Annotated in this window: 18 protein-coding genes and 8 tRNA genes; 2 read left to right on the forward strand and 24 right to left on the reverse strand. The window is 41.8% G+C overall.

From position 1 onward, the window contains the following. Positions 1-30 precede the first annotated feature (30 nt). Together BLS24_RS03745 and BLS24_RS03750 are read right to left on the reverse strand one after the other, a co-directional pair. Complete coding sequence (locus BLS24_RS03745) at positions 31-1305, reverse strand: metallopeptidase TldD-related protein (RefSeq protein WP_091756272.1); 1275 nt, start codon at positions 1303-1305, stop codon at positions 31-33. Positions 1306-1319: 14 nt separating this feature from the next. Further along, positions 1320-2753 (reverse strand): TldD/PmbA family protein, encoded by a 1434-nt coding sequence (locus BLS24_RS03750; protein WP_091756394.1) that lies wholly within the window; start codon positions 2751-2753, stop codon positions 1320-1322. A 207-nt stretch (positions 2754-2960) separates the two neighbouring features. Here BLS24_RS03750 and typA point away from each other — a divergent pair, with 207 nt between their 5' ends. Further along, on the forward strand, positions 2961-4793 hold the full coding sequence (gene typA, locus BLS24_RS03755) for a translational GTPase TypA (RefSeq protein WP_072700770.1): 1833 nt from the start codon (positions 2961-2963) through the stop codon (positions 4791-4793). A gap of 69 nt (positions 4794-4862) precedes the next feature. Here the strand turns inward: typA and BLS24_RS03760 are convergent, their stop codons facing one another. Then, entirely contained in the window at positions 4863-5495 is a 633-nt protein-coding gene (locus tag BLS24_RS03760; protein ID WP_091756273.1) for a YigZ family protein, read from the reverse strand. A gap of 127 nt (positions 5496-5622) precedes the next feature. Here BLS24_RS03760 and BLS24_RS03765 point away from each other — a divergent pair, with 127 nt between their 5' ends. Then, positions 5623-8325 carry a transglycosylase domain-containing protein gene (locus tag BLS24_RS03765; protein WP_091756275.1) on the forward strand — a complete coding sequence of 901 codons (2703 nt, stop codon included), beginning with the start codon at positions 5623-5625 and terminating at the stop codon, positions 8323-8325. A gap of 150 nt (positions 8326-8475) precedes the next feature. On the opposite strand, the gene BLS24_RS03770 is transcribed toward BLS24_RS03765, so the two are convergent. The 21 genes from BLS24_RS03770 to BLS24_RS03870 form a co-directional block, all read right to left on the reverse strand. Further along, positions 8476-9840: an MATE family efflux transporter gene (locus BLS24_RS03770; protein ID WP_091756278.1), complete on the reverse strand. Its 1365-nt coding sequence runs from the start codon at positions 9838-9840 to the stop codon at positions 8476-8478. A gap of 96 nt (positions 9841-9936) precedes the next feature. Beyond that, positions 9937-10017: transfer RNA gene (locus BLS24_RS03775), tRNA-Leu, on the reverse strand. Between the two features lie 56 nt (positions 10018-10073). Continuing rightward, a tRNA-Lys gene (locus tag BLS24_RS03780) sits at positions 10074-10146 on the reverse strand. Positions 10147-10191: 45 nt separating this feature from the next. Continuing rightward, positions 10192-10263, reverse strand: a tRNA-Gln gene (locus BLS24_RS03785). A gap of 45 nt (positions 10264-10308) precedes the next feature. Then, positions 10309-10382, reverse strand: a tRNA-His gene (locus BLS24_RS03790). Between the two features lie 100 nt (positions 10383-10482). Continuing rightward, positions 10483-10556: transfer RNA gene (locus tag BLS24_RS03795), tRNA-Arg, on the reverse strand. Between the two features lie 63 nt (positions 10557-10619). Beyond that, a tRNA-Gly gene (locus tag BLS24_RS03800) sits at positions 10620-10690 on the reverse strand. A gap of 77 nt (positions 10691-10767) precedes the next feature. Then, a tRNA-Pro gene (locus BLS24_RS03805) sits at positions 10768-10842 on the reverse strand. Between the two features lie 109 nt (positions 10843-10951). Further along, positions 10952-11434: a metallophosphoesterase family protein gene (locus BLS24_RS03810; protein WP_091756280.1), complete on the reverse strand. Its 483-nt coding sequence runs from the start codon at positions 11432-11434 to the stop codon at positions 10952-10954. 22 nt (positions 11435-11456) lie between these two features. Then, entirely contained in the window at positions 11457-12077 is a 621-nt protein-coding gene (gene rdgB, locus BLS24_RS03815; RefSeq protein WP_071176860.1) for an RdgB/HAM1 family non-canonical purine NTP pyrophosphatase, read from the reverse strand. Beyond that, positions 12074-13060: an N-acetylmuramoyl-L-alanine amidase gene (locus tag BLS24_RS03820; RefSeq protein ID WP_091756282.1), complete on the reverse strand. Its 987-nt coding sequence runs from the start codon at positions 13058-13060 to the stop codon at positions 12074-12076. Before BLS24_RS03820 ends, rdgB begins: the two co-directional genes overlap by 4 nt. Positions 13061-13085: 25 nt before the next feature. Beyond that, positions 13086-14237, reverse strand: a complete 1152-nt coding sequence (locus BLS24_RS03825; RefSeq protein WP_091756396.1) for a THUMP domain-containing class I SAM-dependent RNA methyltransferase — start codon at positions 14235-14237, stop codon at positions 13086-13088. Positions 14238-14317: 80 nt separating this feature from the next. After that, positions 14318-14391: transfer RNA gene (locus BLS24_RS03830), tRNA-Arg, on the reverse strand. Positions 14392-14447: 56 nt separating this feature from the next. Beyond that, on the reverse strand, positions 14448-15587 hold the full coding sequence (locus BLS24_RS03835) for an HD domain-containing phosphohydrolase (RefSeq protein ID WP_091756284.1): 1140 nt from the start codon (positions 15585-15587) through the stop codon (positions 14448-14450). A gap of 31 nt (positions 15588-15618) precedes the next feature. Further along, the gene (locus BLS24_RS03840) at positions 15619-16800 is read right to left on the reverse strand and encodes an acetyl-CoA C-acetyltransferase (protein WP_091756287.1); all 1182 of its coding nucleotides are present in this window, start codon (positions 16798-16800) and stop codon (positions 15619-15621) included. 130 nt (positions 16801-16930) lie between these two features. Beyond that, complete coding sequence (locus tag BLS24_RS03845; protein ID WP_091756289.1) at positions 16931-17683, reverse strand: energy-coupling factor ABC transporter ATP-binding protein; 753 nt, start codon at positions 17681-17683, stop codon at positions 16931-16933. Further along, positions 17680-18453: a cobalt ECF transporter T component CbiQ gene (gene cbiQ, locus BLS24_RS03850; protein ID WP_091756291.1), complete on the reverse strand. Its 774-nt coding sequence runs from the start codon at positions 18451-18453 to the stop codon at positions 17680-17682. Before cbiQ ends, BLS24_RS03845 begins: the two co-directional genes overlap by 4 nt. Before the next feature lie 15 nt (positions 18454-18468). Beyond that, a complete protein-coding gene (locus BLS24_RS03855; protein WP_091756293.1) occupies positions 18469-19473 on the reverse strand; it encodes an energy-coupling factor ABC transporter permease in 1005 nt (334 codons plus the stop codon). A 167-nt stretch (positions 19474-19640) separates the two neighbouring features. Continuing rightward, positions 19641-20726, reverse strand: a complete 1086-nt coding sequence (mtnA, locus tag BLS24_RS03860) for an S-methyl-5-thioribose-1-phosphate isomerase (protein ID WP_091756296.1) — start codon at positions 20724-20726, stop codon at positions 19641-19643. A gap of 9 nt (positions 20727-20735) precedes the next feature. Further along, positions 20736-20930: a hypothetical protein gene (locus BLS24_RS03865; protein WP_091756299.1), complete on the reverse strand. Its 195-nt coding sequence runs from the start codon at positions 20928-20930 to the stop codon at positions 20736-20738. A gap of 91 nt (positions 20931-21021) precedes the next feature. Next, positions 21022-22071: an electron transfer flavoprotein subunit alpha/FixB family protein gene (locus BLS24_RS03870; protein WP_072700788.1), complete on the reverse strand. Its 1050-nt coding sequence runs from the start codon at positions 22069-22071 to the stop codon at positions 21022-21024. Between the last annotated feature and the right edge of the window lie 16 nt (positions 22072-22087).

Here is a 22087-nt window from a genome sequence, read left to right on the forward strand (position 1 = left end):
GATACGCATTTTTTACCATATTATTGGCAGTTATTCTGCGCCAGCGATGGTTACTCCCTCAATTCTGATAACAGAAGGAACAAGATAACTATCGTACTGCTTCATTTCCTTAGAAAGCTTAACATCTTTAAGAAGCTCAGCAAGTGAGCCAGAAACAGATCCTCCAGTTACAGCAGTAACCTTATCTCCATCGTGATAGTAAGCAAGTCTGATCTCACCAGCAATATCTCCTGTGATGTCATCTACGCTGAAATCAGAAAATTCAACTGGTTCAAGGTAGCAACCTGTTCTGATCTCAGACTCAGGAGTGCTTCCTCCTTCAGCAACAAAGTTTCCTGCAATGAAAGAGTCTTTTATTCCAGTATAGTAGCAGTTCTGGCAATCTCCCCAGTAATTCTTGGCTACGTTATCTACTACAATATCCATATCGTGAACTTCTGCACCTTCTGAATCAACTGCAAAGTTCTTGGAGGAATTTGGAAGCTCCTTAAGAGCCTTGATGGTGATCTTGTCACCCTTAACGTCGGTAAAGATCTCTTTTCCTATCTCCCAATCTGAGTAACCAGCGTACTTGAGAGCAGCATTCATCTTGATAGCTACCCATGCGTAGATCTTGGCTGAATCCTCTGTAGAAAATACTACAGGAGCCTTATTAAGAGCTGGAGTTGGCTTAGTCTCAAGTCTGTCCTTACCAGTCTTTAAGGTTTCTGTGATCTCTTTTACAAGGTGCTCCTTGTCACAAGTTCCAGCCTTGTACATACGGTAGAGCTCAATCTCATGCTCTTTGTTTCTGGCATTAACTACAACTTCTACCATTGAATTAGGATATGTGATAGTAACATCGATTCCCTCAGAGTTCACAAATCTTCTCTTGCAAGACTCAGCAAAGATCTCGTATGAATTGATGTCTTCGCCTGATGTCTCAGGAATCTGCTGCAGGGCTTCGATATAATCCTTAGCCATCTGCTTTGGATCATATTCCTTGTTTGTAGTTGCTACCTGCTTTTTATTAAGCTCATAATATGGATTCTTAACAAAAGAAGCTCTCTCGCAAAGATCTGCAATGATCTTTGCAGCCTCTTCTTTTGTTGCAGTAGGAGCAATCTCCTCTGTTGCTTTTCCAAGGAACTTACCATCCTCAAGTTTCTTAAATACAGTAACTGTGATATGTTCTACGTCACGTACTCTGTTCTGATCGAGCTCGTGCTTGATGAAATAAAACTCCCACGCTTCTGTAACTATATCTGTAACACTCCAGGCATCAGCACTGGACTTTTTTAATAACTCAATAATCTTATCAGTCATGTTATCCTCCCCATTTAGCCAAGTCTTGCTACTGCCTTAAGATATGGGCCACCATCTGAAACCTTTGCCCATTCCTTGTAGCCTTTGCCACAAGCTCCAGTACCAAATGAAACATAGTCATTACTTGCCATTGAGATTGATCCCAAAAGATCAGGTACATAGCCAGTAAGAACAACTGGTGCTACAACCTTTCCAGTAAGCTTACCATCGATGATCTCATAGCCTCTTGCGATGATACACTGGATTCCCCAATGCTTTGGATCCTCCATTCCAGAGAACATTCCAGATAAAAGATATCCCTTCTTAACTGAAGCGATCATCTCTTCCTTTGTGCTATTACCACTATCGAACATTGTGTTTGTCATTCTTGTGTAAACCTTATGCTCGAAGTTTTCTCTTTTACCATTTCCAGTAGGCTTGATTCCAAGACGAAGCGCAGCAAGTGCATCGCATACACCAGTCTTAAGGATTCCCTTATCGATCTCGATAACATCGCCTGCGAGAGTTCCCTCATCATCAAAGGCGTAGCTGGCAACATCTTTTACGCAGTTAGCACCTTCGTGCATTGTTACAAGATCTGAACCTACACGCTTACCGATATATTCTGCTCCGAGAGCTCTCTTTTTAACGAACATATCCATCTCAACGCCATGACCAAAAGCTTCGTGGGCAATAAGACCTGAAACCTCTGGAGTAGTGATGATCTCATACTCGCCAGGAACAACTTTTCCTGCTCCAAGGTTATCCATGAGCTCTTTGTATGACTTATCGATCTCAGCGCTTAAGTCATCAAAGATTGATGGACCTTCTCTATCAGATATGCCATTGTAAGCCATATCTGTTCTACCATTTCTAGCACCAACAAGCATGACCGCTCCTTCTGAATAAACATAGCTCTGACGAAGGTCTCTGTTTGCTGTAAGGAACATCTTACAAACATGTGTAGACTGTGCTCTTAATGTGCAATCAATGATCTCCTCTGAAAGAGCTACTGCCTTGTCACTAAAGCCCTGGAGCTTTTTCATAAGTGCATCAAGGTCAGTTTCCTCAGGAAGAGACTTAGTCTCCATCTCCACAAAAAGTTCTTCCTTGTCGTCATCAAGCTTTGCAGTGTTGAACACCTTAGTACTTGTAGCCTTTAATACATCAAGCTGCAAGTCTAAAGCTCTTTTGATCTTGTCTGCCATAGCTTCTACATTATCTGTATCAAACAGGTTAAAAGAATATTCGCTGTAAAGGCCATCCTTGTAAACCCTTACTACCGTTCCTCTCTCTGTCATAAGAGTTTTACCAGTGATACTCTTCATTCTCTGTGATGCTGACATGCTAAATCCAACAGAATCTGTTGAAAGAACGCTTACGTAATCGTAACTTTTTCCAAGAAGATCAATAAGCTTCTTAAGACCTGGTGCTATACCAGTTAAATATGATGAAAATCTAGCTTTCATTATTGTTCCTCCCCTTTCCATAAACTTTCTCCATTATATGTACAAAGGACGCGCCTTAGCAATATATTTAACAGTTTTTTCAAAAAATTCTCATTAATATATAGTAGAGACTGTTTATGAATTTTTTGGTTGAAGAATAAAAAAACGCGTGATATACTACATTAGTTTGGAAACAGTTTGGTTTTAATTATTTGAGGAGACAGTTTTATGAAACAGACAAGAAATGATGTAAGAAACGTAGCTATCATCGCCCACGTTGACCATGGTAAGACAACTCTGGTTGACGGACTTCTTAGACAGAGCGGTGTATTCCGTGAAGGACAGGAAGTTGTAGAGAGAGTAATGGATTCCGGCGATATCGAAAAAGAGCGTGGAATTACAATCATGTCCAAGAATACTGCTATCACATATAAAGATATCAAGATCAACATCATCGACACTCCTGGTCACGCTGATTTCGGTGGCGAGGTTGAGCGAGTTCTCAAGATGGTTAATGGTGTTATCCTTGTAGTTGACGCTTTCGAAGGACCTATGCCACAGACTAAGTTCGTTCTTGGTAAGGCAATGGACCTTGGTCTTCCAGTTATCGTATGTATCAACAAGATCGATAGACCAGAGGCTAGACCAAATGATGTTATCGACGAAGTACTTGAGCTTCTTATGGACCTTGGCGCAGATGACAATCAGCTTGATTGCCCATTCGTATTTGCTTCAGCTAAGGCAGGAACATCTTCTCTTTCACTAGATGAGCCTGGTAAGGATATGAAGCCTCTTCTTGATACTATCATCAACTACATTCCAGCTCCTGTTGGTGATCCTGATTCAAGCACACAGGTACTTATCAGCACGATCGACTACAACGAATACGTTGGACGTATCGGTGTAGGTAAGGTTGATAACGGTGTAGTTAAGGTTAACCAGGAAGTTGTTGTAGTTAACCACCACGAGCCAGAGAGACGTATCAAGACCAAGATCAGCAAGCTCTATGAGTATGAAGGACTTGGAAGAGTTGAAGTTCAGGAAGCTAAGATTGGTTCTATCGTAGCTATTTCTGGTATCGAAGATCTCAAGATCGGTGATACTCTTTGCTCAGTTGATAATCAGGTTGCTATTCCATTCCAGAAGATTTCAGAGCCTACAATCTCAATGAACTTCATTGTTAATGACTCTCCTCTTGCTGGACAGGAAGGTAAGTTCGTAACTAGCCGTCACCTTCGTGACAGATTATATAGAGAGCTTAATACAGACGTTTCACTTCGTGTAGAAGAGACAGATTCAACAGACGTATTCAAGGTTTCAGGACGTGGTGAGCTTCACCTTTCAGTTCTTATCGAGACAATGCGTCGTGAAGGTTTCGAGTTCGCAGTAAGTAAGGCAGAGGTTATCTACCACACAGATGAAGCTGGTCACAAGCTCGAGCCTATGGAGAAGTGCTACATCGATGTTCCTGATGAGTTCTCAGGAAGCGTTATCCAAAAGCTCGGTGAGAGAAAGGGTGAGCTCGTAAACATGGGCGCTGGTAACGGCGGATATACACGTATCGAGTTCAGCATCCCATCACGTGGACTTATCGGTTACAGAGGTGAGTTCATGACAGATACAAAGGGTAACGGTATCATCAATACTATTTTTGACGGATATGCTCCATACAAGGGAGATATGAACTATCGTAAGACAGGTTCTGTTATCGCATTCGAGACTGGTGAAGCTACAGCTTATGGTCTTTTCAATGCTCAGGACCGTGGTACACTCTTTATCAAGACTGGTGACAAGGTTTACTCCGGAATGGTAATCGGCACAAGTGGTAAGTCAGAGGACGTTGAGGTTAACGTATGCAAGACCAAGCACCTCACAAACACAAGAACATCAGCATCTGATGAAGCTCTTAGACTTGTTCCACCTCGTGTAATGTCACTTGAGCAGTGCATCGAATTCATCGATACAGACGAGCTCCTTGAGGTTACACCTACAAGCCTTCGTATCAGAAAGAGAATCCTTGATCCTACACTTCGTAAGAGAGCTGGATTCAAGAAGCAGTAATTTTACTTATAATAAAAGCCTACACCTTAAGGGGTGTAGGCTTTTTGATTGTCCTATCTATTATAGAATTCAAAGTCTGTAATAATCTTTATCACCTTCTATGATCTGGAGCTGACCTTCGCATTTTTGTGTAAGGCCGCTCTTTATCTTGTCCAGATCACACTCTTTTACGCAGATATCAAACTGTACCTGAGCTTCATATCTTGATTCTGCAATGGAGATATCATTCTGTCCCAGATAATACTGAACATTATTGACCATGTTGTAGCCAACTTCGATAGTAAGCTTCTGGGCAAATACCATCTCTCCCACTTCGCAGTTTGCTATTCCTGCCTGAGCTGCCTGCGTGTAGGCTCTGACAAGTCCGCCAGTTCCCAAAAGTACCCCGCCAAAATATCTTGTGACTATGACTAGGGTATTAGTAAGTCCTGCGCCAGTTATAACTTCTAGGATTGGCTTGCCCGCAGTACCTGATGGCTCTCCATTATCGCTGCATCTGGTGTTCTCGCTGTTTTTACCAATAACATAGGCGTAGCAATTATGCCTAGCATCCCAGTATTTTTTGCTGATCTCTGCAATCTTTTCCTCGGCCTGCTGCTGATTTTCTACTGCAAAGACATTAGCAATGAATCTGGATTTCTTTTCAACAATCTCGCCAGTTCCGTCTGAAATTACTACTTTGTAAGATTCTAAATTACTCATGAGCAAAATTATAGCAGATTTATCCTACATATGTTACAAATCTTAAATTTAAAGCCCTTTTCTTTATTATATAGGGGATGTATGATATACTAACTTGGTTAAATTGGATTTAAAGTGAGGTTTTTATATGAATTTTGGTAAAAGAGGTATCGTTAAGCAAGCTAAAACGCTTAACTCCGGTACCAGCAAATGGGGTAAAAAGCTCAGCCTTTTTGGCTTATATATTATGCTTTCTCTTATCATTGGAATCGTTATTATAGGAGCAAGCGCAGGTATCGGTGTATTCAACGGCATCATTGCTACTGCACCTGATATCGGCAACATAGACGTTACTCCTTCAGGATTCTCAACTTTTGTATATGATACTGAAGGTAACCAAATTGCTAAGCTTGTATCTACTGATTCTAACCGTATTCCAGTTACTATGGATATGGTTCCAGAGAATCTTACTCATGCTTTTGTAGCTATCGAGGACGAGCGTTTCTACGACCACAACGGTATTGATATTCAAGGTATCATCCGTGCTGCCGTTAGAGGTATTACAAGCGGTCACTTCTCTGAAGGTGCTAGTACGATTACTCAGCAGCTTTTAAAGAATAACGTCTTCTCTGGTTGGACCAATGAGTCCAAGCTTCAGAGTGTTAAGCGTAAGATTCAGGAACAGTACCTTGCCATTCAGCTTGAAAAGAACATGTCTAAAGAGGACATTCTTATCAACTATATGAACACCATCAACCTTGGTTCTAACACACTTGGTGTTCAGGCTGCTTCTCTTAGGTATTTCAACAAGCCTGTTAGCGAGCTTACTCTTTCAGAGTGCGCAGTTATCGCTGGTATCACTCAGAACCCTAGTAAGTTCAATCCTATTACACACCCAGAAAAAAATGCTGAGCGTCGTAACAAGGTTCTTAAAAACATGCTTGAGCAGGGATATATTTCACAGATTGAGTACGATCAAGCTATGGCTGATGATGTATATTCCAGAATTCAGAACGTCAACCAGGAAACAGGTGGAGACGATACAGTTAATTCTTACTTCGTAGATGCTCTTACCAATGAAGTTCTTCAAGACCTTATGAACGCTGGTTATACAGAGACTCAGGCCTACACACTTCTTTACAGCGGTGGTCTTAAGATCTACTCAACTCAGGATCCTAAGATTCAGAAGATCTGTGATGATGTTTACCTTGACGAGAGCAACTACCCAGAAGGAACCAAGTACCTTCTTTCTTATAAGCTTTCAGTTCAAGCAGCTGATGGAACAGTAACCAACCACAGTAGCGAAATGTATTCAGCATATTACAAAGAGCAGAACAAGAACTTCAATATGCTCTATAGTTCAAAAGAGGATGCTGAAGCTGCTATTGAAGCATACAAAGAAGCAGTAATGAACGAAGGCGACACAGTACTTGCTGAAAGAATAGATCTTACTCCTCAGCCTCAGGTTTGTATCACTATTGAACAACAGAGCACAGGTTATATCGTAGCAATGGTTGGTGGTCGAGGAGAAAAGACAGCCAGCAGAACACTTAACAGAGCTACTGATTCATACAGACAGCCAGGTTCAACATTCAAGGTTATTTCAACTTATGCACCTGGTATTGATAGCGCAGGTCTTACACTTGCTACAGTATTTAATGATGCTCCATTTGCCTATTCAAACGGAACACTTGTTAGAAACTGGTGGGGATCAGAATACAGAGGTCTCAACAACGTAAGAACAGCTATCAGAGATTCAATGAACGTTATCGCAGTTGAGGCTATCACTCTTATAACTCCTCAACTTGCATTTGACTATCTCAAGAACTTTGGCTTCACAACTCTTGTTGAGCACGAAGTCATAAATGGTAAGCCTTTCTCAGATATCCAGCAGGCAACTGCTCTTGGAGGACTTACAAAGGGTGTCAAGAACTATGAGCTTAACGCCGCATATGCCGCTATTGCAAATGGTGGTGTTTATATTGAGCCTAAGCTTTATACAAAGGTTGTAGACCATGACGGAAACGTTATCCTTGATAATACAGAAGCTAAATCAAAGCGTATCCTCAAGGAAACAACAGCATTTCTTCTTACAAGTGCAATGCAGGACGTTGTAAATGGTGGAACAGGTTCATCTGTTAACTTTGGTACTACCGCTATCGCAGGTAAGACAGGTACAACATCTGATTACGTAGACGTTTGGTTTGCAGGATACACTAACTACTACACAGCAACAACGTGGACAGGTTATGACAACAACGCCAAGATGAAAGATTCAGCCGAGAAGAACTTCTCCAAGACTATGTGGCGTAAGGTAATGTCCAAGATACACGAAGATCTTCCATACTCATCATTCTCAGTTCCAGATGGAATTGTTTCTGCAACAGTATGTTCAAGATCAGGTAAACAGCCAATTGCTGGGCTCTGTGATGGAACTCTCTATACTGAATACTTTGAAGAGGGTACAGTACCTACAGCGAACTGCGATGTACATTATGCTGGCACAATGTGTGCCATTGATGGTCTTCCAGCTACAGAGAACTGTCCATTCAAGACAACAGGTGTATTTGAACTTACTCCAGAAGTTCCACCAGCACTTCAGTCAGGATTTGTAAATTACACACCAGCAAATTCAGCTTATACTACCGTCACAGATGAAAACGGAAACACAACTCAAGTACTTAACACCTGTCACCATACATATGAGTTTATGATGCAGGAGGGTATTGACGGTATCTTAGCTCAGGAGCAGGCCGCAGCGCAGGCTGCAGCAGCACAGGCCAATCCAGAAGCTGCCGCTGAGCAGCCACCAGCTGAAGCCGTTCCAGAAGACGTAGCTGCTGGTAACTAAACCGGACGCAGGGAGTATTAAATAGAAAAGTCCTCTGCAGAACTCCGATAGTTTTTTCAGGATACATAAGACATTCAAAAATCCCCCTTAGATTTATTTCATGTTATTCAAAACATAAATCTAAGGGGGATTTTTTCATGCCATGTATCGTTATCTAATATTCTTTTTCCTAGTGTAGTAAATAAAGTAGAAGAAGAATAAAACAGAGGTTGTGATCCAGGTTAGTGGATAGCTAAATTCTACGGTTTCTATGGTCTTATTCATTGGGAAGGCAATTAGTATCCAGGCAACACGAAGGAGGCAAATACCGCCTAAGGTGATGATCATTGGCACAAAGGCTGTTCCCATTCCGCGGAGGACTCCGGAGAAGACTTCTACGCCGATATAGGTGAAGTAAAATGGCGCCAGGAAGCGTATCATCTGGATTCCCACGTAGATTACGTTGGCATCTTCTACGAATATCCTAAGGAGAAAGTCGCCGTGCCAGTATAATAAGCAGCTAAGTGGAATAGTAATTGTGAGGGCTATGATAAAGGCCGTTCTCATGCTCTTATGTACTCTGTCATATTTGCCTGCGCCGAAGTTCTGACCTGCAAAGGTTGTAACTGAAGTTCCAAGACTACTGATGGTCATCCAGAACAGGATATCTATCTTACCGTAAGCTGCCCAGGCTGCTGTATAGTCCTTACCAAGTTCATTGATAGATGTCTGGATCAGCATATTTGAAAGGGTATACATAGTTGACTGAATGCCCGCAGGAAGACCTATGCGAATTATACGCCTTAGCATGCCCATATCGAGGCGTATTTTATTTATGGCTAGTTTATACGTGTCAGTGCTTCTAACCAGCATAATGAGGACGATAATAGCGCTAATTAGCTGACATAGGATTGTCGCAACAGCAACGCCAACAACACCCATGGTAACACTGACTTTTCCCATTCCAAGGCCAATGACAAAGAACATATCCAGGATGATATTAGCAAAGCAGCTTATGATAAGTACTATCAGAGGCCTCTTAGAGTCTCCTACAGCCCTTAAAATACCTGCACCCATGTTGTATATAAGGTTTGGTATCATACCTATGAAATAGATCCTTAAATACACTGCAGAGGCATCTACAATCTCTGGAGGTGTCTTCATGATATCAATGACCCATCCCGCTGTAGCAAGACCTATTAATGTAATAACAGCGCCGCCTATGATAGCCATAGCAATAGCTGTATGAACAGCCTTAGAAACCTCTTCTGTGCGACCAGCCCCATAGAACTGAGCAATGACAACTGTAGCTCCAGATGAAAGGCCAATGAAGAAGCCTACAAACAGGTTCACAACTGTAGCAGCTGATCCTCCTACAGCAGCAAGTCCATCAGGTCCTACTACTCTACCTACTATAACGGCATCCACTGTATTGTATAACTGTTGAAAAAATGCCCCGAGCATCAGAGCAAAGAAATATGATAACATACTGGTCCAGATAGGACCGTTTATGACTTTATTCTTGGTACTTTCCATTACTTAAATCTCCACAATAGAAAAGAAAAAAACAAACCACTATTACGCAAAAAAAATGTGGAAAGCAATACACTTCCCACCTACTCTAAAGGAAAATGCGGATGACAGGACTTGAACCTGCACGTCGGGGACACTAGAACCTAAATCTAGCGCGTCTGCCAATTCCGCCACATCCGCATAATACTTGTCGTTATGTAATTAAAACCTCGGAAATTTTCCAAGGTTTTAAACAATGAGACATGGGGGATTCGAACCCCCGACAACTTGATTAAAAGTCAAGTGCTCTACCACCTGAGCTAATATCCCATAAAATATTTGTACTTCTTCGGTGCATAATTCCGTCACACCTAGCTGGGCTAGCCGGATTCGAACCGTCGTATGCAGCAGTCAAAGTGCTGTGCCTTACCGCTTGGCGATAGCCCAAGATTGTAAGAGCTTTGCGCATCTCGCTGGAGCAATTACAAATAGGGTGGCTAGTGGGACTCGAACCCACGGTCTCCAGAACCACAATCTGGCGCGCTAACCAACTGCGCCATAGCCACCATAATAAACAAAAAGGGATTTGTACTATTCCATATTTGCTAATCAAGTACAACCCCATGGCTTACACATGATAAGATTTTAATCTTCCAAGTGCTCAAATGTGCCCGAAGGGATTCGAACCCCCGACCCACGGCTTAGAAGGCCGTTGCTCTATCCAGCTGAGCTACGGACACATGTAACAGATACTCATTGTAAAAGTGCTCTGTACCCAAGCATCGTATTAAGTACTTTGCTTAAGCGGGTGATGGGAATCGAACCCACGTATCTAGCTTGGAAGGCTAGTGTTCTACCATTGAACTACACCCGCATGTTAATCACATGCTATATGTAAATTAAGAAATTCACCGGCTTTAAGAAAAATCAACCAGTGATATTTCTTAAAAGTCGGGGTGACAGGATTCGAACCTGCGACCCCCTGCTCCCAAAGCAGGTGCTCTAGCCAAACTGAGCCACACCCCGTCTCGCTTCGCGTTATGTCCTAAGCCGTAACGCGAGATTTATTATATAATGATTTTCACTCCAATGTCAACACATTTTTTCAAGTTTTTTTCTAAGTTTTTTTGCGTTCTTATAAGTACTTTATTTCATACTCTATTTCATGGTTGTCATCCACGGAAAGCACGATGTAGCTTGGTCTTCGGCCTTCTTGCCTTGGATAAGAAAGGCTGCCAGGATTAAACACATACACACCGTCAACATTTTTTGCCACTGGTTTATGCGTATGTCCAAAGCAAATAATATCTGCTCCTCTTGATATTCCTTCGCTCCTAATATACTCAAGATCCATACTCACCATGTAGTTATGCCCGTGAGTTACAAAGAAAGTGTGTCCTTCAAGCTCAAACTCCAGTTCTCTACTTAAGTTTGAGAAAAAGTCATTGTTGCCTGCCACGAAATAAACCGGACAATTTGCAGCAAGTGCAAACTTGCCTTCAGAACCCTCAAAATCTCCACAATGAATGATCCCGTTTAATGGCTCTTCTATGTCCAAAACATCATAGAAATTATCATCTCTCCCATGTGTATCACTAACGATCAAGTACTTACGCATCCCAAAGCTCCCCACTGCCTTTTTAAGATATCTTTTCCCTTAAGAGTTTCTCCATCTCCCTAAGTGCCTTACCTCTATGGCTAATGGCATTCTTTTCCTCTGGAGAGATCTCTGCACTGGTCTTGCCATATTCTGGCAGATAGAAGATAGGATCATAGCCAAAACCGTTTTCTCCTGCTATTTCATAGCCTATTCTGCCCTCAATAGTACCAAGTGTTGAAAGGCTGCTTCCATCTGGTAAAAAAGCTGATATAGCACATACGAATCTAGCTGTGCGCTTCTCATCAGGAACTCCGTTTAATCTCTCGATGAGATTGTTATTCTTTTCTGTGTATGATGTGTCTTTACCCATGTATCTAGCTGAGTAGATTCCCGGTTCTTTGTTAAGATAATCGATCTCAAGTCCTGAGTCATCAGCAAGAACAATTGTCTCTGCTGCCTTTTCTGGTTCTTTTGCCTTAAGTTCTTCATACACAGCTTTGGACTTGATAAGAGAATTCTCAGCAAATGTTGTGCCATTCTCCTCTACATCTCCTTCTACGCCCGCTTCTTTCATAGAAAGGATTTCTACCCCAAGATCTCCCAAGATCTCGCGGATCTCAATCATTTTATTCTTGTTTCCAGTAGCAAATACTATTCTCATTTTTTCTCCTCAAATGCCTCCAGGATTGCCTGATATACTCCCTCAGCTATTTTTTTACTATTATCTATGCCAGCGTAGTCTTTGCCTATTTCCACTCTTGCCGCTGGAACTTTTGTACAACTTAGGACCTGGTCACTTCCATCATCCTCAAATACACCTTCTGCCGTAGCTCCAAGCTTATATGCACAGTTCTTTTCAAGGATATTGGCAAATTCAGCGTTGTTAAAATCTCTAAGGAAATATTCTCCGTTGTAAAAAGATGCTACGCCGTTTCCACCAATCTTAAGCTCCACCACGAAGTCTGCTTCACTATCCTTTATAAGTGCACATCTCTTTTCTATATCAACTTCATCAGCTGAAAGTCTTGTGTAATAAAACTTGATGTTTTTGTCATCATCTGCAGCCGCAATGCCGCGTACAGCAAGGGACATATCCAAAAGAGCTTGGGCATCTCCCGGTTCCTCACACCCACAGTCCACAACTACTATATTGTCATACATATCTTTAGGTTTTGCAAAAGAAACTTCAATTGTGCTGTTTTCTGTGAGAGAGCTGGCATTGGCGTATAATCCATCAAATTTAAAATCAAGACATACGCTACCTGTGTCATTCTCAGCATAGCAAACAGCACTTTCTAAGATATCAAGGTCCGTCAGAACCGCGTTATCAAGATAAAATCCCTCTTCGCGGCTCTCGATATAGATCTTGAGTTCATGATCGATATATTTATCTTCAAGAATAATATCATCAGAGCTGACAGTCTTGGCAAGAGGAATAATGAGCTTGCCCGACTGACTATCCGTAACATTTCTATCTATGAGAATGTTATAGGAATCTTCAGCATTTCCTCTATCCACATGAGTTCCTGCAGCGTCCGTGATCATAATATGCTTGGTTGCTGACCTCTGCAGCATCACAGCAATAGAAACCACCCCAAAGACAGCTGTTCTGATAGCCATCTTTTTCATTTCCGAATTATTCATTATCTGATTCCATCATAAGTTACAATTAGTTACTTGTTCTCTTTGGCGGCTTTGGTCCCATGTACTGATAAAAATAAGTTCTGATCATGCCGTTATAGATCTTTCTGTTTTTATCAACTTTTTTGCCAATGTATTTCTCTGCCTGCTCAAAGCCAGTAATAAGGTACATAGACCATGAATCAAGAGCCTTGTATCTCTCTCCAATAGTCTTATAAAGAGCTGGAAGTTCCTTCTGATCACCGATTCTCTCACCATATGGTGGATTGGTGATGATAAAGCCGTATTTCTTTCTGTGGCTAAGATCTGCAATGTCCCTTGCCTGGAAGTGGATAAGATGGTCTACGCCAGCTTTCTTGGCATTGATCCTAGCAATCTCAACCATCTCAGGATCAAGGTCATAGCCTTGAATATCTGTCTCAATGTCAGTAATGATCTCGTCCCTCGCCTCATCACGTACGTCTGTCCAGTTCTGAGGAGTAATAAGATGCTTCCAAGCCTCAGCTGTAAAGTGTCTATTCATGCCTGGTGCAATGTTAGCAGCCATCATAGCAGCCTCGATAGGGAATGTACCACTACCACAAAAAGGATCCACAAGTATCCTGTCTCCGCGCCAAGGTGTCAGCATGATAAGAGCTGCAGCAAGGTTCTCAGCTATAGGAGCCTTGGATTCGAGCCTACGATAGCCTCTCTTATGCAATGAATCTCCAGTTGTATCAAGAGCTACAGTCACTTCATCCTTCATAAGAAAAACTCTGATAGGGTAATCCTCAGCATCTTCCTTGAACCAGTCTGTATGATAGCTCTGCTTCATCTTTTCAACGATGGCTTTTTTCATGATGGACTGGATATCTGATGGGCTAAAGAGCTTGCTCTTAACACTAGATGCCTTTTTTACCCAGAATCTTCCTCTCTCAGGAATAAATTCTTCCCAAGGAAGAGACTTAGTACCCTGATAGAGTTCCTCGAAGGTCTCAGCGTGGAAGCTTCCTACCTTGATAAGGATTCTCTCAGCTGTCCTAAGTCCAATATTGGCACGACATACAGCATCAGCATCCCCTGCAAAAGAGATCCTGCCATCCGAAACCTCAGTAATATCATAGCCAAGATCGATTATTTCTTTTTTAAGTACTGCTTCAAGACCAAAGTGGCATGGAGCAATTAATTCAAATTTTTTCATCATAGATTAAATTATACAATATCCATTCTTTTTTTTATAGAAAAAAAGGATGCATCTGAAATCAGATGCATCCATATAAATGTGCGTGACAGGATTCGAACCCACGACCTTCTGGTCCGTAGCCAGACGCTCTATCCAGCTGAGCTACACGCACTCATGTCTTGCGACAACATGTTATATTATATTCGCGGCAAATATCTTTGTCAACAATTATTTCTCATAAGGTGAATATCCACCATTTTCTGCCGCTTCCTCAGCTTTGGTCTGGTTTACAAGTGCTTCCATGTCAGGTCTTGCAAATTCAAAGCATGCAAGAACTTCAGGTGAAAATACGCCGCATTCTCCATCTTTGATCATCTCAAAGGCTTTATCCAAAGGATATGCAGACTTATATACTCTATCACTTATAAGGGCGTCATAAACGTCAGAAATTGCAGTAAGCTGAGCGCCTATAGAATTTTCTTTTCCTCTAAGCCCATCAGGATAACCGCCGCCATCCCATCTCTCGTGGTGATGTCTACAGATATCAAGGCACATCTCATAGTACTCTTTTTCCTGAATATCCTTTAACCTCTCGATGATCTCACAACCTCGTGTGGTGTGTGATTTCATAACTTCAAACTCTTCAGATGTAAGCCTGCCTGGCTTTAGCAAGATTGAATCAGGAACTGCTATCTTACCTATATCATGCATAGCAGAGGCCTGAGTCATTACATCGATCAGATGTGGTGTCAATCCAAGGTCCGGATAATTGTTCATAGCAGTAAGAGCCAGGATACGCACAAAGCCCTTGATACGCTTTAAGTGGTATCCTGATTCCATACTTCTAAATTCAACAATCGTAGCAATAGTGTCTATGACTTTCTCATTGCTGGACTGCAATTTTTCTTCCTGCTTTTTGAGGTACAGATACTGCTTCTTGAGGACTCTGGTCTGATCGTCTACCTGAGTTTCAAGGTTATTCTTGTGGTCATAGAGTTCTATTGTTCTAGACACACGTCTATCAACGATAACAGGATCAAAAGGCTTATGGATAACATCAGCAGCGCCCTTCTGATAACTGTTTCTCTCAGCCTCAGTAGAAGTATCTGCTGTGATCATAAGTACAGGGATAGTCTCATTTAAATTATCCTTTTCTGTCATAGCCTCCAAAACAGCGTAGCCATCCATTTCTGGCATGACAATATCAAGAAGGATAGCGGCAAGCTTGCCTTCGTTCTCTTCCATCATCTTGATAGCTTCTACGCCATTTCCAGCTTCAAGGATATTATATTTTTCTTTGAATATCTCTGCCAGAATGCCTCTGTTGATCTCATTATCATCAACAACAAGAATATAGCGATCTGCCATACATACCTCCGTCAAAAGAAGTAGTGAAGTATCAGCGCTCTACTATTGCAGCGCATCCCATTCCGCCGCCTACGCAAAGAGTAGCAAGACCCTTGTGTGCGTCACGTCTCTGCATCTCGTAAAGAAGAGAAACAAGGATTCTGTTTCCTGAGCATCCTACTGGATGTCCAAGTGCAATAGCGCCACCGTTAACATTAAGTACATCATTGCTAAATCCAAGGTCGTGCTGAACAGCAACTGACTGTGCAGCAAAAGCCTCATTTGCTTCTATAAGTTCGAAGTCACCGATTGAATATCCTGCCTTCTTCATAACCTTCTGTGTAGCAGCTACAGGTCCGATACCCATGATGCTAGGCTCAACACCTGCAAGCTCACCAGCGATCCATGTTCCTAAAGGCTTAACTCCGAGCTCTTTTGCCTTCTCTTCACTCATAACGATGATCGCAGAAGCTGCATCATTGATTCCTGAAGAGTTAGCTGCTGTAACTACGCCGCCATCTTTCTTGAATGCTGGCTTAAGATGTGAGATGCCTTCAACAGTAACGCCCTTTCTTGGTCCCTCATCTGTATCAAATACGATAGTACCTTTCTTGGTCTTGATCTCTACAGGTACGATCTCTTCTTTGAACTTACCTTCTGCAATAGCCTTTTCAGCCTTGTTCTGTGACCAAGCAGCAAACTCATCAAGCTGCTCTCTTGTAAGGTGCCACTGCTCAGCAATGTTCTCAGCTGTGATACCCATATGATATCCGCCAAATGCATCTGTAAGTGCATCCCTGATCATAGCATCCTGAAGCTCGCCTGAACCCATTCTGTATCCATAACGACCCTGCTGCATGAGATAAGGAGCCATTGACATGTTCTCCATACCACCTGCTACGATGATGTCTGCATCGCCCATTCCAATGAGCTTAGCAGCAAGGTTTACGCAGTGAAGTCCTGATCCGCAAAGTACGTTGATAGTTGTTGCTGGTACCTCTACAGGAATACCTGCATTGATAGCTGCCTGTCTAGCTGGGTTCTGTCCAAGTCCTGCCTGGATTACACATCCCATGTATACTTCATCAACCTGCTCTGGTTTAACGCCTGCTCTCTTAAGAGCCTCCTTAACAACGATTGCTCCAAGAGCTGGTGCTGGTGTTGTTGATAATGTTCCACCCATTGTTCCGATAGCTGTTCTACAAGCTCCGGCCAAAACTACTTTTCTTGCCATATTATATCTTCCTCCGTTTTTGTGAATTAAAAGAAGTGGTAGAGCCCGCTATGACCTCATACCACTTTTATTCTACCATTACTAGCCTATAGGCTCAATGTTTTTACATATTTTTTTATCGTTTTATTGATTATATTTGTCGAGTATATAAACTAAGAGGAAGCTCTAGGCCATGAGTTTCCAGAAGTTTTTTATCACGCAATATCGTATTAGTATCCCCATCAGCAATAATGCGGCCTTCATCCAAAAGAATCGTCCTCTTGCAGGTATCCATGATGAAATCAAGGTCATGAGAGGTAATGATCTTAAGAACATCTAGTTCATTAAGTATACCTATCAGATTTCTTCTGTTCCTAGGATCAAGGGCGATAGAAGGTTCATCCATGATGATGATATCAGGCTCCATGGAAAGGATCGTAGCTATAGAGGAAAGCTTTTTTTCGCCGCCAGAAAGCTTATAGGTGTGCTTATCTCTAATATGTGTAGCATGTACCTTCTCAAGAGCTTCAGTAACCCTTCTTTGGACCTCGTCCTCTGAAAGCCCATAGTTACGAGGGCCGAAAGCTACGTCATCTTCTACTTTAGACAAAAAGAGCTGACTATCAGAGTCTTGAAAAACAAATCCTACATGCTCTCTGATATGATTTAAGTTCTTTTTATTGACTTCATGGCCCGCTACTGTGAGCTTACCTGTGTAATCAAGCTTAAGCCCCACTAATAGCTTCATAAGAGTTGACTTGCCGATTCCATTTGCTCCTATTACGCCTATACTCTCGCCATCTCTAGCTGTCAGACTTATATCCTGAAGTACGTTATTACCATCTTCATAGGTAAAGCTTAAGTTTTCAATTTTTAACAGTTCTCCGTGTATACCAGTCTTCATAAAATAACTCTCCACCTGATCAAAATAAAGATCACAATCCATACAACAGGAAAGATAATATCTGTTTTCTTAACCCTCTTTTTGACTGTGTTGAAATCCCCTTTAAAGCCTCTAAGAAGCATACTTTCATATACTCGTTCTGCTCTGTCCATACTTCGAAGCAGCCACTGTCCAACAAGAGTTCCCCAGGCGCTATAGTGGATACCTTTTTGTGATGGTGCCCTCAAACTATAAGCTGTTGTGATCCTGCCTGCTTCCTCAGCCATAACTCCAAAGTATCTGTAGATCAGCATAATGACTACTATCATTATCTTAGGCATCTTTATACAACCAAACGCATAGCATATGTCATCAATAGATGTTGTTATTATAAGGCTGTAGGCTGCAAGCACTGTATAGAAGCCTTTGATCACAAGTGTGACCATAGAAAGCATTCCAGTAGTTATTCCAAGTTTACCGATATAGAAAAGAACTGTTTTATCAAAAAAAGGATTGAATATACCAACGAATATTACTAAAGGCAAAACAAGCCTCATTCGGTATATCCCATCCCTAAACGACAGGTCACCTACCACAAATATGAACACCAGATACACTGACATAAGGATCAGTGTAACGATATCATACTTGTTTATAGATGCCACTAAAACTATGTATAAAATGCTAACAAGCAGCTTTCCCAAAGGATGAAGTTCATTCACCCAATGAGAACGCTGCTGCATTTCTTGAATTTTACTTAATTCATTTAGATTCTTTTCAATAGAACTCATTTAATAAATCAGCTATTAGTTCAAGGCATCTTTCTTCTTGAAGAACTTGAACGCATAGCATGCTCCTACGGTAATAAGGACAACTACTATTGCTCCTACTATACCAGAAAAGCTTGTGCCGAGTACAGACTCACTATTAGAAAAGGCGTAATCAGGAAGAAGTGATGTAGTTTCCTGAATACCTGCTGCTGTTTCATAAGCTCCGCCAGTTGCCTCAAGCTCTGATGTTCCGGCAACCTGCTCCATAGACCACTCAAGTCCATCTGGGAATGCAGAAGCAAAAAGTGAAACAATACCGCCGCAGATAGCTGCAAGTACAGCAATAACAGCAATAGTGTTCTTAAATGACAATTTTCCTTCTTTGGCCTTTGTCTCTGAGCCAACGCCCCATAACAGTTCTGGTCTAGCCTCGTATACAAATACAAGTACTGCAGCTGTTATAAGTCCCTCAACAAATCCAATAGCCAGGTGAATTGGCTGCATAGTAGCTACAAAAACTGAGAATGGAAGCTCAGTTATACCTGATAAAAGAGTCTCAATAGTAACTGAGAAAGCTCCCATCTGAAGTGTAAGTACGCATCCTATAATTGATGCTGCGATTATCTTTGCCCTTGAGGCGCCTTTTTTCATGAATGGCTTCCATATCAGAAGCGCTCCAACAAAGCACCCGTAAAAGGCCATATTCCATATATTACATCCTAAAGCCAGTAATCCTCCGTCTGCAAATAAGAGGCACTGTACCAGTAATACTCCGATCATAGTAAAGAATCCAGCGAAAGGTCCCAGCATTGCTGAAAGCATCATTCCTCCGCAAAGATGTCCCGAAGAGCCTGTTCCAGGAATTGTGAAGTTGAGCATCTGTGTTGCAAATACAAAAGCTCCCATAACTCCCATTACTGGAATCTTCTTTGGATCATTTTCTTCTCTGACTTTTTTAACAGAAAGACCTGCTGTTCCTGTTGATAAAACGTACATGGTGCCCGCAACTGCTGGAGCAACCAACGCATCTGCCATATGCATAACTTTTTTACCCCCATGGTACTCAAATTCTTGTTTTCGAAACTTATATGCGCGCTATATAAGTTTCTGTGTATATTTGTCTGGATATGAACAAAATACACCTTGGCAACATAATGAGTATAAGCCAAGAAAAACAAGGCTCACAAGCCCCCTAGGGGGATATAAATTTAGCTATTTTTGTGTTCTTCGAAGAGTTTCCTGATTGCCACATCATATGGAGCCTTGAGCACTCCATACTCAGTTACGATTCCTGTGATCAGTTCGTTGTCTGTGACATCAAAGGCAGGGTTATATACCTTAACGCCTTCTGGAGCCATACGCTCTTTGTACCACATCTCTGTAACTTCCTCAGGTTTACGCTGCTCAATATTGATATCATCACCAGTCTTGGTGTTAATGTCGATAGTTGAAGTTGGTGCGCATACATAGAAAGGTATTCCATATCTCTTAGCCACAGTTGCAACAACGCTTGTACCAATCTTGTTGGCAGCATCACCATTAGCCGCAACCCTGTCACATCCTACAAATATAGCATTTATAGCACCTGTCTTCATAAGAGAAGCAGACATGTTATCGCATAAAAGAGTTGTATCTATTCCTGCAGAATGAAGCTCAAAGGCTGTAAGTCTTGCTCCCTGCAAAAGAGGTCTTGTCTCATCGCAGTATACCTTGATATTCATGCCCTTTTCATGAGCAAGATACATAGGCGCTGTAGCTGTTCCATACTTACAAGTAGCAAGCTGCCCAGCGTTGCAATGTGTCAAAAGACCATAACCATCATTTATGAGCTTTAAGCCATTTTCTCCGATACGTTTGCAAACATCGATATCCTCAGCCTTGATCCTCTCAGATTCTGCACGCATCTCTTCTATAGTTTTTGATAGGTCAAAAGACTTACCGGCTCCTGTAAACTCAACTACATGGCTTTCCATACGCTTAAGAGCCCATGAAAGATTAACTGCTGTTGGTCTTGAAGAATTGAGATAATCACTCTTTTCCTTAAGCTCCGCCATGAATTCTTCATAGTTTCCAGTTTTAGAATGTTTCATAAGTAGATACAGTCCAAAACCTGCTGTAACACCAATAGCTGGCGCCCCTCTTACCTGTAAAAGATATATGGCATCCCATATCTCTTTGCCTGTATGAAGTCTTATAGTCTCAATAGTACCTGGTAAAAGAGTCTGATCTATGATCTCAATGGCATCATCCTCATCTACAAGTGCAACTGTCTCGTAATCTAAAATGCTTTTCATATTAGCTCCTTATAGTTTTCCCATCAATTCTTCTGCCACTTCACTGCCATGCTTTGCAGCATATGAAGCCCACTTCTTAGCTTTGGTAAGATTCTTTTCTCCATAATCGCCTTTATAATATCCAACTGCAATCTTCTCTGCAGCCTCTATACTTCCTTTTCCAGCCTTATCAATAAGGTCTAGTAGCTTTTGCTTCTTATCCATTTTGATCCTACTTTCTAAAAATTAACTTTAGTAATTATATACTAAAAAAGGAGCTCAGGCAAAAACCTGAGCTCCTCAAAAATTCTATAAATTAGTTCTTAGAAGCAAGAGCTTCCTTGATGCTCTTTGTAAGAGCTGGAACGATCTTGTTAAGATCTCCAACAACACCATAATCAGCTACATCAAAGATAGGAGCGTTCTCATCCTTGTTGATAGCGATGATGATATCTGACTCTTCCATACCTGCAACGTGCTGGATTGCTCCAGAAATACCGATTGCGAAGTAGAGCTGTGGACGAACAGTCTTACCTGTCTGACCTACCTGAAGATCCTTTGGCTTCCAGCCTGAATCTACAACGGCACGTGAGCAAGAAACTGTTCCGTTAAGAGCCTCTGCAAGGTCATCAAGAATCTTGAAGTTCTCTGCAGAACCAACTCCACGACCACCAGATACAAGGATCTTTGCAGCCTGGATATCAGCAACTGAAGAAGCTTCCTTAACGATCTTAACGATCTCTGTATAGCAGTTATTCTCTTCGAAACCTGGGTTGAACTCAACAACCTCAGCCTTAGCACCCTTAATAGGATCAATCTTCTGCATAACGCCTGGACGAACTGTAGCCATCTGAGGACGGAAGTCTGGGCAAGCGATTGTAGCGATTGTGTTACCACCGAATGCAGGTCTTGTCATAAGGAGCTGTTTGTGCTTGGTCTCTCTAGCTGGTGATGGCTCAAGAGGGAAATCACCAATCTCAAGACTTGTACAGTCAGCTGTAAGACCTGTATGTACTCTTGATGATACTCTAGGGCCAAGATCTCTACCGATTGCTGTAGCACCAACAAGGAGGATCTCTGGCTTGTACTCATTGATAACAGATGTAAGAGCGTGTGTGTAAGGCTCTGTTCTGTAATCCTTAAGTGCTGGATCATCAACTACGATTACTCTATCTGCACCATACTCTGCAAGCTTGTCAACAAGACCCTTAACATCGCTTCCAAGAAGTACAGCAGTTACTTTTTTCTCATCAAGGTCATTAGCAAGATCTTTTGCCTTGCCAAGAAGCTCAAGCGCGATGCTTGAAAGCTCATTGTCTACCTGCTGAGCAAATATAAATACACCCTTATATTCTTCTAAAGACATGACTTTTCTCCTTTTT

The organism is Butyrivibrio sp. INlla18 (assembly GCF_900103635.1).
Lineage (GTDB): Bacteria > Bacillota > Clostridia > Lachnospirales > Lachnospiraceae > Butyrivibrio.